This window comes from Parendozoicomonas sp. 2304DJ65-17, assembly GCF_058148445.1.
The window spans coordinates 240,384-254,007 of record NZ_JBYVJV010000005.1 but is presented as its reverse complement, the minus strand read 5'-3'; the positions used below and the strand labels follow the sequence as shown (position 1 = coordinate 254,007).

Genomic DNA, 13,624 nt, shown 5'->3' with positions numbered 1-13,624 from the left:
AATTGCTGGCTATACCGTGTGATGTGCTCTGAATTTGAGTGGCGGTGAAGTCACAGTTAAACAAAAAGGGAACACATTGGCTCCCGATTATTAGAGTCTCAAAACATCAAATGTATCTGTCTTTATCTTTAAACTCACACAAATCTTCAATCCGACAGGAGCCGCATTGAGGTTTTCTGGCTTTGCACACATAACGGCCATGTAAAATCAGCCAGTGATGGGCATCCAGCAGAAATTCTTTGGGCACCAACCGGATTAATCGTTTTTCCACTTCCAGAACATTTTTTCCGGGAGCTATGCCAGTACGGTTGGATACCCGGAAAATATGGGTATCAACAGCCATAGCAATCTGGCGAAAGGCGGTATTTAAAACCACGTTTGCTGTCTTGCGCCCAACACCAGGTAAGGCTTCCAGCTCTTCACGGGTTTCAGGGATTTCACCACCGTGCTTCTCAACCAGCATGGTGCAGGTTTTCATCACATTTTCAGCTTTGGTATTAAACAGGCCGATGGTTTTTATATAGCTTTTCAGGCCATCTAGACCCAGATCGAGAATCGCCTGTGGAGTATTGGCAACAGGATAAAGTTTACGAGTAGCTTTGTTGACGCCCACATCTGTTGCCTGTGCAGACAGGAGTACCGCTATCAGCAGCTCAAAGGGGGAATTGTATTCCAATTCAGTTTGTGGGTTGGGATTATCATCCCGCAGGCGGGTGAAAATTTCCTGACGTTTTCCCTTGTTCATTCTCGGCTCGTTACAACAGCAGGCTTGGTTATTGTGAGCCGAGTATACCTGAATCAGTGGCGATTACTGATTATCGAGGGGGAAGTAGTCGTGTTTACTCTGCCAGGCCATTTTCGGTTGATTCTCACGATCGAGAGTCCAGGCCTCAATGGTCATTTCGTTATCAGAGAGCTGAATCCAGAAAAAGCCCAGAGTATTTTCTGATTGCCAGTATGCCGGGTTGCGATCTTCATCTACCAGACTTTCACGTTTCCCTGCGGCACCAGAAACAACAAACAGCGTGCGACCACACTGACTGTTTGCCTGGAGAAACTGCAGAGTATGATCATGGCCGCTAAGTAGCAGATGAACTTTATCGCAAAGGTTGTTTTCAACAAGTTGCTGCCAGAGTTGTCCCCGCCCTTGAACCCCGTCGTAATCTCCAGCATTACCGTGGCGGCCATTAGAAATATATGGGTAATGGGCAAAGGCAATGCGCCAACGGGCTTCTAACTGGGGCATCAGGTTGCTGAGCCAGTTGGTGTGGGCAGTCATCTGCTCTTGCTGGTCATATTCTTTCTGGTAGGTGTTGTCTCCCGCTACGGTAGACGAGTCCAATGAAAGGAAGTCTACATCCGGTGATTCTTTGGGGTAGGGCGCGTGATAATAGCGGGCGGGCATGTACCATTTTTCGCTGATGCGATCTTCCCGGTAATGGTACTGAACCTGAATATCTCCCCGCTTGATATCTAGATTATCTTTGTTTTTGATCTGGGTAATATCGTGATTGCCAAGGGTCATATAGAAAGGCATATCAAGGTTGGCGTAAGGGATTTCAAACCGGGTCAGAAAATTCAGGTCATTTTCGCTGGTGGCACCGTGATCATAAATATTATCGCCCAGGCCAACAGCCAGGTTGCACTGGCGCTGTTCGCTGCACACTTTACCAATGGCTTCAGAAACCGCGTGTTGTCGCCAGTCTCCTGTGCCAAAATCTCCCAGCGCAACAAGGCTGACAGTTTCCGCATTCAATTGGGTGGACAGGAAATAGCAGAGCAATCCAGCTCTTAGCTGGCTGCTCATTAGCTGAGATCCTCGAGTTGTTCGGCCAGTCTTGATTCCCGGATATCCTGATTGGGGTGGGCGTCATGCCACTCTGGGGTTAGTTCCGGGTAATCGTTACCCGTGGTCACTTTTTCAAAGGCAATAAGGATTTGCTGCTCAGCCACAGCCCGCTCAGATTGGGTATGGTAATTTTTAGAAGCCCAGTCATTACGCACCTTATCAATAAGAATTTCTTTGCTGTGTTCCCGTTGGTCGGCAGGAACTTTTGAAAGATATTTCTCAGCCAGCACGCGGGTACGGTAAGCATGACCACCGCTGGTTTGGCGCAGTAATTCACGGGTCAGGTTAGAGGTGTTGCTGTAACGGGAGAGCTGTAAGAAAAGGTCAGGGTCTTTCTGCGCGGCTTGCTCTGCCCATTCTTTTGCTTCGTCGAGTTTGTCTTCCATATAAAGAATATTATCGTTGGCGGTATCTTCGAGATTGTTTCCTTGAATACCTTTGACATGGTCATGAGCATTTTTGATTTCAGCGTAAAATATGGCTCGTGAATTCTCACCATGATGCCGTTGAGTATTACCTTTCAGCCTTGTTTCTATATCTGAACGAATCTTATCCGGATCAACTTCAGGCTGGCTCATAACATCCTCCAGAAATAAACGAGCCTCATAAGCTTGTCCCTTATCAATCATTTTAAAACCGTATTTTATTGCATCCTGAGTACCAATCTTCTGCTGGTTTGGGCGGTGGCTTACAGATGGGTCTTTCTGGTCTGCTTCGTTGGCCAGGTCTTTTTTAATTTTAGCTTCCAGCATTTGTACAGACTGGCTTGCTCTGGTATGGGCCACATGCCTCTGGGCTAATGGCACAAAGCGGGGTTTGTGATTGAGTTGTGGGGCAAGACTTCGAATACTGTGATCAGGACGAATCAACTGCACCAGACGGTTTAAATGGGTTCCCGCCCTGCGACTGGAACTGGAATGATTGTGTATAAAATCTGCGATGTTGGTTCTTATATTATCGAGAACTTTCATTAGCCAACTCCACCCTGGAATAAATTTGCGCCTTCAATGGGTATCAATCGGCAATTTGACGGAGTGGGTTAGGTTCAGGGCTGGTGTTTGGTCGGGTTTCTGGTATTCGTGGAATTAATAGACTTCCTCCATCGCTTTTCCGTAAGCCAGTTCTATGGCCTCTAATGTGTCATCTATTGTGGGGCGGGAATAAGTAGCGTAACGATCTGAGGTAGAGGCAAGGAGCTTGAGATCTTCCTTATGTTTTTTAAGTCCGGCTTCCTCTGTCGCCAGGTTCTGAGCGTGCTTCTTCTCATCCCTGCCATGGCCAATCAGTCCATCAACACTAGTACTGATAAGCGTTTTAGAAATGGCCTCTTGCTTTCTCTCCATTGAGTACTGTAGCAAGAGCAGAGCTCGTAAAGGTTTACCTTTGTTGACCTGTTCTATTGCCTCGTTAACAAGTGTTGAATCATAAACATAAGCACCGACAAAGCGTTTCAGATATTGGTGCTTCCAGATATCTGCCTTTTCCAGCGGGGATTTTTTATGGAACAGACTTCTTTTCGGGGGCACAGGGGCGATATCCCAGTCATCAAGGGTTTTTCCGTTTGGATATGTGGATGCCTGGTCAGAAGGCCAGAAATGTTTCTGAGGGCTGATCTTTTCAACCAGCCAGTTCAGGTGGGTGTACTTGGTACGTGCGGATTTAATATGGCTGCGCAGGGAATCGGCAACAGCCGCTCGAACAGTTGAGACAATGGACATTGTTGCTCCTTCCCTGGAGTCTCCAATTCATTGTCTTCAGATTAGCAGCTGGTTACCCGGTGACCCGAACCCGTTTGGTTCCTTTGGAGGGTTTTTCCCGGTTGGCCAGCCTGGCCTGCTCCATTTTGCTGTCAGCGATATTTTTCACGGCGATCAGCAGCCCCATAAACACAAAGGCTCCGGGTGGCAGAATGGCGAACAGGAACATCTTGTAGTCAGGGATTACGGTAATCTTCCAGCTAGCCGCTACAGAGCCGAGCAGGAAGTCCATATTAGCCATCAAAGTGCCCTGACCAACCAGTTCCCGCAGAGCGCCAAGCAGAATCAGAACCCCGGCAAAGCCTAAGCCCATCATCAAACCATCCAGTACAGCTGGGATAGGAGCATTGCGAGAGGCAAAAGCATCAGCCCGCCCCAGAATAATGCAGTTGGTCACTATGAGAGGAATGAAAATGCCAAGAATTTTGTACAGTTCATAGGTGTAAGCCTGCATCACCAGTTCCACACAGGTGGTGAGTGAGGCAATAATCATCACGAAGACTGGCAGACGAATAGTATCTGGAACATAGTTGCGAAACAGAGACACCAGCAAATTGGAGCAAACCAGAACAGCGATAGTCGCCAAGCCCAGTCCAAGAGCATTGACCACGCTGCTGGAAACACCCAGCAGAGGGCACAAGCCAAGCAGCTGAACCAGCGCCGGGTTATTCTTCCATAAACCCTGAACCGTGATTTCACGAGGTTGAAAGTCAGCCATTGGAGTTCTCCTGATCAACCTTGCTGGCATTCAGCACAGCTTCGCCCCGCTGAAATAACTCTTCCCGGTTTTGGGCGAAGTATTCCAATGCCCGATAAACAGCCCCAACAACCGCGCGAGGCGTGATGGTTGCGCCGGTGAACTGGTCAAAATCACCGCCATCTTTTTCAACGGCCCAGCCATCGGCTTCGGGGTATAACAATGACTTACCCGCAAAACTGAGAATCCAGTCAGAAACGCGGGTTTCAATGCCGTCACCCAGTCCGGGGGTTTCTTTGTGAGATACAACCCGTACACCAGTCAGTTCGCCTTGATAGTTCACAGACACCAGCAACTGAATGCGGCCGTTATAACCATCTGGAGCCACCACTGGCAGAATCACCGCAGCTGGTTGGGCATTTTTAAAGGCCACCCAACCTTTTGCGCCATTTGCGATGGGGCCCAGCAGTTCTGTGTCTGGCAGAGAAATGATGGTATCCAGCAGAGAGTTATCAAAGTTGCTCTTTGGTAATACCTGATACAGCGCTCGCTCTTCACTGGCACGCACCTGATCAGCAATACGGTCTTTGGTTACCAGCCAGGTTAGGGAGACCAGACCGACAGTCAGCAGAGCAAACAGCCCAAGGCTTAAGCTGTTCCGGCGAATGGCCGTGAATGTTCCATTGCCAGTCTCAACGGGGGGAGTTTCTGTGGTCATTCTGATTTCGCCATCCCGCGCTTAGGTTTACGGTGCCCGTAAGTGCGGGGCTGAGTCCAGTAATCGATGGCAGGAGCCGCCATATTCATAAGCAAGGTGGCGAAGGCAACCCCATCAGGGTAACCGCCCCAGGCCCGAATAATATATGTGATTACGCCAACCCCAAGGCCAAACAGCAGGCGGCCTTTATTGGAGGTTGCGCCACTGACCGGGTCGGTAACAATAAAGAACGCGCCCATCATCGTCGCGCCGGAGAACAGGTGAAATATGGGGGAACCGTGGGATTCGGAACCAGTACCATTCCAGAACAACAGAGCCATAACGCTCAGGCCTGCCAACATTCCTACAGGGGCATGCCAGCTGATAACTTTCTGTTTCAGCAGAAACAGGCCGCCAGCCAGAAAGGCAAGGTTTACCCAGAACCAGCCAGTACCCGTCATGCCGGAAAGTTGAGGCTTTTCCTGCCACAGTTCAGCAATAGTCAGGCTTTTGTTTTCCCGCACAACATCCAGAGGGGTTGCCATTGTCCAGCCATCAATGGCGTGGCCAGCGAAAATCGCCTGAAGAGAGTCAGCGAAACCGGCGATTTCGATACCTGCTCCCTGCGGAGAAAACCAGCTGGTCATTTCCAGCGGGAAGGAGATCAGCAGAAGTACATAAGCGAGCATGGCCGGATTAAAAGGGTTCTGCCCCATACCGCCATAAAGCTGTTTGCCAAACACAATGGCGAAACTTACGCCAATCAGGGAGAGCCACCAGGGTGAGCCGGGAGGGATAGCCATCGCTATCAGCCAAGCTGTAACCAGAGCGCTGCCATCTTTCAGGTAAAACGCCAGCGGCCGTTTACGCAGTTTTAATACCAGAGCCTCTGAACCCAGAGCGATCAGAGAACACCAGATAATATTGACCAGCGCGCCCCAGCCAAAGAAACCGATTTGCACGGCCAGAGCTGGAACCAGTGCCACCATCACCAAACGCATAATATGGTTGGTCTGGTTCTTTCCCAGAGTATGGGGCGAAGTCTGTCTAATTAATGCCATAGTGTTGTCTTACGCCTCCGCACTTTCGCTTTCAGCCAGCTCACGACGCTTGTCTTCCAGCGTCTGGCGCAGGGTTTCAATTTGATCGCTGCCTGATTCTTCCGCTGCAGCTAAAGCTCTTTCAGCTTTCTTAATTGCAGCTTTTTTCATCGCCAGCTCAATCTTGCGCTTCTTTTCTTCATCGCTAAGAGCAGGTTTTTTCGGTTTCGCAGGTGGAGCTGATTGCTCCAGCTTTCCCAGAGTCTGCTTCTGTTCTGCCAACTTTTGTTTCAGCTGCTCAGTGTCTTCGCTATTGCTTTCCAGTGCGGCAGCCAAAGCGCGTTCCGTTTTCTTCATAGCGGCTTTCGCCATTGCCAACTCTATTTTGCGTTTTTTCTCATCGGCGCTGAGTTCTGGCTTTTTCGCTTTAGCAGGTTTTTCTTCCCCAGCTTTGCTTTCAGCAGGTTGTGGAGCAGCATCAGCCAGAGAATCAAACTCTTTCTGTAGCTTCTCAACCTGTTGCTTCAACATGGCAATGTTGTCGTTAAGTTTGGTCGCTTCTTCTGAACCGTCTTCAGCTTGTCCCAGTGCTCGCTCTGATTTCTTCAGCTGAGCCTTGGACATAGATAACTGAATCTTCAGTTCTTTCTGTTTAGGAGATAGCTGCGGTTTAGCGGGTTTCGCAGGTGCTTCTGTTCCGGCGGCACGGGCCGCTTTCTTGGCTTTTGCCCGTTCAAGGGCTGCTGCAACCGGGTCAACCTCGGCTGCTTTAGCAGGCTTATCCGCTTCTGGAGACTCTTTCGCAGCGGCGGCCTTGGCTTCTTTCAGCTTGCGAGCCTTCTCTGCATTGGCTTTACGACGAGCTTCTTTTTCAGCAGCGGCAGCATCCAGACGAGCCTGACGCTGTTCAAAGCGAACCCGTGAACGTTCAGCTTTTTCACTCTTGGCTTTTTGAACCCGAATTTCATCTTTCGAAGCCCGATAGTACTGCACCAGTGGAATAGCGCTGGGGCAGACATAGGCGCAGGCGCCACATTCAATGCAGTCAAACAGGTTGTGGTGCTGGAGTTGTTCATGGTTCTGGGCTTTGGAATACCAGTGCAGCTGTTGTGGTAGCAACTCAACTGGGCAAGCATCAGCACACAAGCCACAACGAATACAGGCTTGTGCCGAAGGCGCTTCTGGGAACTCCTGCTGCGTACCGGCAATAAAACAGTTGCTGGTTTTAATCACTGGAACAGCTGTGGTTTCCAGTGTGTGACCCATCATCGGGCCACCCTGAATCAGGGTGTGAAACGCATCATCTTTAATACCGGCAAATACCAGCAGATGTTCTGCCGGTGTACCGATCAATACTTCAACATTGCCGGGGCGCTCAAGAGCGGAACCGGTCAGTGTGGTAATACGGGAAATCAGTGGGCGGCCATGAATAATGGCATCGTGAACGGCAACAATCGTACCGACGTTGTAGCAGAGAATGCCGATATCCACGGAGCGGGCATCGCTGGGAACTTCTTTACCAGTAAGGAGCCAGATCAAACGTTGTGCGTCACCGGATGGATATTTAGTCGGTACCGTGCAGACTTCAATGCCTTTCTTGCCAGCGCAGGCTTTTTCCATCGCGGCAATAGCTTCAGGCTTATTATCTTCAATGCCGATTAATACTTGCTCTGGCGACAACATGTGCTGGAGGATTTCTATGCCGGACACCAGTTGCTCAGCTTGCTCACGCATCAGCATATCGTCGGCAGTAATATAAGGCTCACACTCGGCACCATTCACAACCAGTGTGTGAATCTTACTGGCTTTGCGGGATGCTATTTTTACTGCTGCGGGGAAACCTGCGCCACCCAGGCCAACAACGCCTGCGTCGTGTATACGCTGTACCAGATCTTCCTGTTCTGCGGTTGTGTAATCAGCAACAGGTGAAAGTTCACACCATTGATCTTTTCCATCCGGCTGCAGGATCAGGCAGGTTTCTTCCAGCCCTGACCAGTGCGGAACCGGGTGCATTTCAATAGCGGTGATTGTTCCGGATGTTGGCGCATGAACCGGCGCGCTGACAAAACCACTGGCTTTGGCCAGAACCTGACCTTTCAATACCTGATCACCCACATTCACCAGTGCCTGTGCAGGTGCGCCGGAGTGCTGATTCAGTGGCAATACCAGTCGTGATGGTAATGGTGGTACTGCAATCGGTGTCTGGGTGGACTGATGTTTATTTTCTTCCGGATGTACGCCACCCGGAAAATCATGAATTGTTCTCAGAGGGATCGCATTCATGCCACTTCCCCCTGTTTATCGGTTGCAATCAATTGCGCTGTGTTCTGTTCTGTGGGTGTAGGCAGTGACCACTGCCAGTTACGGGTGGTGGTTGCAATCGGCAACATATCAATACAATCCACCGGGCAGGGCTCTACACAAAGGTCGCAGCCAGTACATTCATCGGTGATAACTGTGTGCATCTGCTTGGCGGCGCCGAGAATGGCATCCACAGGGCAAGCCTGAATGCACTTGGTGCAGCCGATACATTCATCTTCCCGGATGTAGGCGACCATGGGAGGTTTTTCCTCGCCATGTTCGTCATCCAGTTCCATGGGCTCCATATCCAGCAGGTCGGCAAGGGCATTGATGGTTGCCTGACCACCGGGAGGACATTTATTAATAGGCTCGCCATTGGCAATGCCTTCTGCATAAGGTTTGCAGCCAGGGTGGCCACACTGGCCACACTGGGTTTGGGGCAGAAGATCGTTGATCTGGTCAACAATAGGGTTGCCTTCTACTTTGAAACGCTCGGAAGCAAAACCGAGTATTGCCCCAAATACCAGCGCAAGCGCCAACAGAGCAAGAAGAGCGTAAATCACAATTTCCAGGGATAAAAAGTCCATAAACCTGTTTCCGGCTCTCCTTACAGCTTGATCAGACCGGTGAAGCCCATAAAGGCCAGAGACATAAACCCAGCGGTCACCATACCAATCGCAGCACCACGGAAAGGCGTGGGTACATCGGCAACTGCAATACGCTCACGCATAGCCGCAAACAACACCAGTACTAAAGAGAAGCCTGCGGCAGCGCCGAAGCCGTACATGGCAGAATCAATAAAGGTAGAGTTCAAACGGTTACTGTTCAGCAGAGCCACACCCAACACGGCACAGTTACTGGTTATCAGCGGTAGGAATACACCGAGAACCCGATAAAGCAGCGGGCTGGTTTTGCGCACAGCCATTTCGGTGAACTGCACGACTACCGCGATTACCAATATAAAGGAGAGAGTCTTAAGAAACTCCAGCCCAAGCGGTACAAGAATGTATTGATAGGTGATATAGGAGCATATTGATGCCAGTGTTAATACAAAGGTAGTGGCCAGTGACATTCCCACAGCTGTTTCCAGCCGGTTGGAGACACCCATAAACGGGCACAGCCCGAGGAACTGTACCAATACAAAATTATTGACCAGTATGGCGCTGACCAGAATAAGAGACAGCTCGGTCATGGTTTCCATAAATCTTTTTACCCTGGCAGCGGCGGAGTGGATTCTTTGCTCCAGCCGGGCAGTGCGATAAGCAAGGCACTGCGATTGTGTCTGTAATCCGGTGGGTGCCTATTATTCAGGAGCTCAATATTCCATACAACTAGGGTTTTGTATGGGATTAAGTCTTTTCGGGAATATGTATATAAGCGGGATGCAAAATTTGCCGCCCGTTACTGTGGAGCCCTGAACAAATCAGTCACTGTAACCGGACGGCGCATTATAAAGGGTGAGGGGTAAATTAACAGCTCTCAGCTATGCCTTCTGATTGATTCTCTGATGACTCGTCGCAGTTACAATCCATCTCTGAACCAAGGTTTTGCGGAATTGACCTTCTGCGTTGGCCCAGTCCCACATGGGTGTCTGGATCGATGTCTTCTTCCGGAGTAAAGGCCAGGCCAAGCTTTTCACTCAGAGGAGCATTCGCTGCGTCTATAGTTGCATTGTGGCGAATCTCTTCCCTGACTTCCTCAAAGGTTTTACCTTCAAGTCGGGCAACCAGTTTATCTGTTCCAGCTTCCACAAGTTCCTTTGTCATTTTGCATCCAACTCTGAAAGCGGATTTCCCAAATAGCTTTTGGGCATAGCTTTGAGAAATGTCTGACATTTCTGTCCAGTCATTAAACAGGGCCTTGACCATGGCAATAAAGAAGCGACCACGGATCAAGTCCATGCTCACATTGCAGCCCGCAACCGGGTCCAGCCCTGTTTTAAGCATTCTTCGGAAATCTTTGCCCATGTCCTCAACATCTTTCTCATAGGTCAGAATAAACATGGTTGTTGGATCTATAGTCAGGCCTCCTGCCTGAAGCAGGCGAGCTGTTCTTGATGGGCTTTTGGCAATGAACTTGGCACAGTCCCAGAAGGACTTCCAGGGATGCATCAGCATTGAGCTAAGAGCATTGGCCTCATCACGAATAAACTGCAGGGGGGTAGAAATAATCCATGGTCCACGGCGAATCAAAATGGATACCGGGTTAATGGTGTCCCAAGCCTTTGCCAGAACATTGAGTGGTTTCTTCAGCGGACTGGAGATGGCCTTGCTCAATAGAGAGACGGCAGAACTGGCACGCAGATAGTTTGTTGCTGTTGCATGACAGACCTTGGCTGTTGCCAGGCGAAAAGCAAAAAGTGCGTAGACCGTTGCATAAACGCCACGATCAATTTTTCGCGCTATGGCGAGTGTTGCTTTACGGCCAAATTCGTAGGTTTTAGTTTTGGTTGCTGAGATCGCTTTACAGGTCCGAGATCCGATCCGCTTCACAACAGAACAAGCGGTTACCGCAATGTGGAAACCCAGAAACAGCGCAGATACGGCATGTTGTGCAGCTTTACGGCCATAATGACGAGTTGTAAGAATTCCATCGACCAGAGCATCCCTGGCATCAGGAACAGAGCTCCGAATCAGCTCTTGGCTGATATAACCATTATCGACTGCTGCTTTCATGAACATATCCGAACCCTCCTGATTCGCCTGTAAAGACCGTTTTCCTTAGCTGTTAGTGATACTGACACGACTGTTGCCATGAATGACTGACAGGGTTGTTAGTATTCCTAACACAAACTTGATTACCGTATTCGTCTAAGACCAAAGTCTTAGAGTCATATTTCTGAAACATTTCCTTCACCTGAGTGTCACCAAATCGCAGCAATATAGAGATCAATCTTCTCTCTGGCTGTCTTTTTATGAGTCGCTTAAGCATTCAGAAATTACGCAAATCCTGGGGTGATCCACCCGCCGCAGACGATATTGATTTTACTGTTGAGTCCGGTGAATTTGTTGCCCTTCTTGGCCCCTCCGGCTGTGGTAAATCGACAACACTACGCATGATTGCTGGTCTGGAAACTCCAGATAGCGGAAGCATTTATCTCAATGGCAAAGATATAACCCACCTGCCACCCGGTAAGCGGGATCTGGCTATGGTATTTCAGTCCTATGCACTGTTTCCCCATTTAAGTGTGCGGGAAAACATCTTATTCGGTTTGCAGGTGCGAAAGGTCTCTAAAGAGGAGCAGAAGCGTCGGCTCAATTTTGTGATTGAGCTGGTGGATCTTGGTCCACACCTTGATAAGAAACCCGGTCAGCTCTCAGGTGGCCAGTGCCAACGTGTTGCACTGGCACGTGCTGTTGTTTCAGAAGCCCGCCTTTGTTTGATGGATGAGCCGCTCTCAAACCTGGATGCCAAATTGCGAGCTGAAATGCGATCAGAGCTTAGAGCGTTGCAGCAACGTCTGGGCATGACTGTTCTCTATGTCACCCATGATCAGACCGAAGCCATGAGCATGGCGGATCGAATCATCCTTCTGAATAAAGGACGTATTGAGCAGATTGGCCGACCGGAAGAACTTTATAACCAGCCAGAAACAACATTTGTCGCACAGTTTATTGGTGCACCTCCTATGAACCTGTTGCGAACCCAAAGTCATGTACTGGGTATTCGGCCAGAACATATTCAGTTGGTGCAATCGGGAGCGGGTTTAAAAAGTTCTCATCGGGCGATTGTCAAAGGTTGTGATTATTTGGGTGCAGATACCCTGATTCAGTTGCAACTGGATGAACATAGTTTGCAGCTGAGAATTACAGGGCACCAGCAGTTACAACTTGGCAGTTCTCTCGAAATCAGCTGGGCCGAGCAGGATCAGCACAGTTTCTGTCGTACAAGTGGTCAGCGGTTAACCGCTGATTCTCCGCAAGAACAACACACCGAAAATACGAAGAAGGAAACTCACTATGCTGCGTAAATTGCCAGCGCTTGGCCGCACTGTCACAGCGGCCCTGGCCGCCATTGGGTTCTCGGCCTCTGTTAGCGCCCAGACTGAACTGACTATGTACTATCCAGTCGCTGTTGGTGGCCCACTGACCAAAGTCGTGGACAATATGATTGAAGGGTTTGAAAAGCAGAATCCTGATATCGATGTAAATGCCATCTACGCCGGTAACTACAACGATGCCCGGGTAAAAGCTCTGGCGGCACTGAACAGTGGCAAGCCAGCTCAGCTCTCCGTGATGTTTTCTATCGATGTGCACGAACTGATGGATCAGGACGCCATTGTCGCTTTTGATGATCTGGTAAAAACTCCAGAAGAAAAGCAGTGGCTGAGCAGCTTCTACCCAACTCTGATGCAGAATGGTAAAGCCAAAGGTAAAACCTGGGGTATTCCATTCCAGCGTTCCACCATTGTTATGTATTACAACAAAGATGCCTTCCGCGCCGCTGGCCTGAACCCTGAGCAACCACCCAAGAACTGGGATGAGCTGGTGACCATGGGGCAGAAACTCACCAAGCGAGATGCCAGTGGCAAAGTGCAGCAGTGGGGCGCAATGATTCCTTCCACTGGATACCCTTACTGGATGTTTGGCGCACTCACCAAGCAGAACGGTGAAGTGTTGATGAACCAGGACGGCACACAAACTTATTTCAACAACCCCGGTGTAGTTGAAGCTTTGAGCTTCTGGAAAGACCTGGGCAGCAAGCACGAGATTATGCCGCAGGGAACTGTTGAATGGGGCACATTGCGCCAGAACTTCCTCGAAGGAAAAACGGCCATGATGTGGCACTCCACCGGTAACCTGACCACAGTGAAGAAGAATGCCAAGTTCGACTTCGGCGTGGCTATGTTGCCTGCACAGAAGGAACTGGGTTCACCAACGGGTGGCGGTAACTTCTATGTGTTCAAAAACTCCACTGCAGAAGAGAAAGCCGCTTCTCTGAAACTGATTCGTTACATGACTGCACCTGAACAGGCGGCGTCCTGGAGTAAGGCTACTGGTTATATGGGGGTGAGCGAAGATGCTTACAAAATTGCTGAGCTGTACGACTATGTACAGAAGTTCCCAGCTGCCGCTGTAGCCCGTGATCAGCTTAAGCATGCTACTGCTGAACTTTCTACTCACCAGGCCGGTCGGGTTCGTAAGCTTCTGGATGATGCGATTCAGTCTGTACTGACTGGTGAAAAAGAAGCGGATCAAGCTCTGGCTTCAGCCCAGAAACAGGCTGACCGAATTCTCAAGCGTTACCGCTAATTGATGTTTCGTCGGCAGAGATGCTGGCAAG

At 49.7% G+C, this 13,624-nt stretch carries 13 protein-coding genes; 2 read left to right on the top strand and 11 right to left on the bottom strand.

The genetic code is table 11. The features are described 5' to 3' along the window. Positions 1-106 precede the first annotated feature (106 nt). The 11 genes from nth to ACY2RR_RS14710 form a co-directional block, all read right to left on the bottom strand. Entirely contained in the window at positions 107-745 is a 639-nt protein-coding gene (gene nth / locus ACY2RR_RS14760; protein ID WP_490108922.1) for an endonuclease III, read from the bottom strand. 63 nt (positions 746-808) lie between these two features. Further along, positions 809-1,807, bottom strand: a complete 999-nt coding sequence (locus tag ACY2RR_RS14755) for a metallophosphoesterase (protein WP_490108921.1) — start codon at positions 1,805-1,807, stop codon at positions 809-811. Beyond that, a complete protein-coding gene (locus ACY2RR_RS14750; RefSeq protein ID WP_490108920.1) occupies positions 1,807-2,820 on the bottom strand; it encodes a hypothetical protein in 1,014 nt (337 codons plus the stop codon). The genes ACY2RR_RS14755 and ACY2RR_RS14750 overlap by 1 nt, the downstream gene beginning before the upstream one ends. Before the next feature lie 114 nt (positions 2,821-2,934). Continuing rightward, positions 2,935-3,567, bottom strand: coding sequence for a hypothetical protein (locus tag ACY2RR_RS14745; protein WP_490108919.1), 633 nt, complete (start codon positions 3,565-3,567; stop codon positions 2,935-2,937). Between the two features lie 52 nt (positions 3,568-3,619). Continuing rightward, complete coding sequence (locus ACY2RR_RS14740) at positions 3,620-4,324, bottom strand: electron transport complex subunit E (protein ID WP_490108918.1); 705 nt, start codon at positions 4,322-4,324, stop codon at positions 3,620-3,622. Further along, complete coding sequence (rsxG, locus tag ACY2RR_RS14735) at positions 4,317-5,021, bottom strand: electron transport complex subunit RsxG (protein WP_490108917.1); 705 nt, start codon at positions 5,019-5,021, stop codon at positions 4,317-4,319. The genes ACY2RR_RS14740 and rsxG overlap by 8 nt, the downstream gene beginning before the upstream one ends. Next, positions 5,018-6,061 (bottom strand): electron transport complex subunit RsxD, encoded by a 1,044-nt coding sequence (gene rsxD, locus ACY2RR_RS14730; protein WP_490108916.1) that lies wholly within the window; start codon positions 6,059-6,061, stop codon positions 5,018-5,020. The genes rsxG and rsxD overlap by 4 nt, the downstream gene beginning before the upstream one ends. Positions 6,062-6,070: 9 nt before the next feature. Beyond that, complete coding sequence (gene rsxC, locus ACY2RR_RS14725; protein WP_490108915.1) at positions 6,071-8,323, bottom strand: electron transport complex subunit RsxC; 2,253 nt, start codon at positions 8,321-8,323, stop codon at positions 6,071-6,073. Then, positions 8,320-8,913, bottom strand: coding sequence for an electron transport complex subunit RsxB (gene rsxB, locus ACY2RR_RS14720; protein WP_490109023.1), 594 nt, complete (start codon positions 8,911-8,913; stop codon positions 8,320-8,322). The genes rsxC and rsxB overlap by 4 nt, the downstream gene beginning before the upstream one ends. A 35-nt stretch (positions 8,914-8,948) precedes the next feature. After that, positions 8,949-9,533, bottom strand: coding sequence for an electron transport complex subunit RsxA (gene rsxA, locus ACY2RR_RS14715; protein WP_490109022.1), 585 nt, complete (start codon positions 9,531-9,533; stop codon positions 8,949-8,951). A 277-nt stretch (positions 9,534-9,810) separates the two neighbouring features. Beyond that, positions 9,811-11,022, bottom strand: coding sequence for a hypothetical protein (locus tag ACY2RR_RS14710; protein ID WP_490108914.1), 1,212 nt, complete (start codon positions 11,020-11,022; stop codon positions 9,811-9,813). Between the two features lie 233 nt (positions 11,023-11,255). Here ACY2RR_RS14710 and ACY2RR_RS14705 point away from each other — a divergent pair, with 233 nt between their 5' ends. After that, a complete protein-coding gene (locus tag ACY2RR_RS14705; RefSeq protein WP_490108913.1) occupies positions 11,256-12,311 on the top strand; it encodes an ABC transporter ATP-binding protein in 1,056 nt (351 codons plus the stop codon). After that, the gene (locus ACY2RR_RS14700) at positions 12,301-13,593 is read left to right on the top strand and encodes an ABC transporter substrate-binding protein (RefSeq protein WP_490108912.1); all 1,293 of its coding nucleotides are present in this window, start codon (positions 12,301-12,303) and stop codon (positions 13,591-13,593) included. Before ACY2RR_RS14705 ends, ACY2RR_RS14700 begins: the two co-directional genes overlap by 11 nt. Positions 13,594-13,624: the final 31 nt, after the last annotated feature.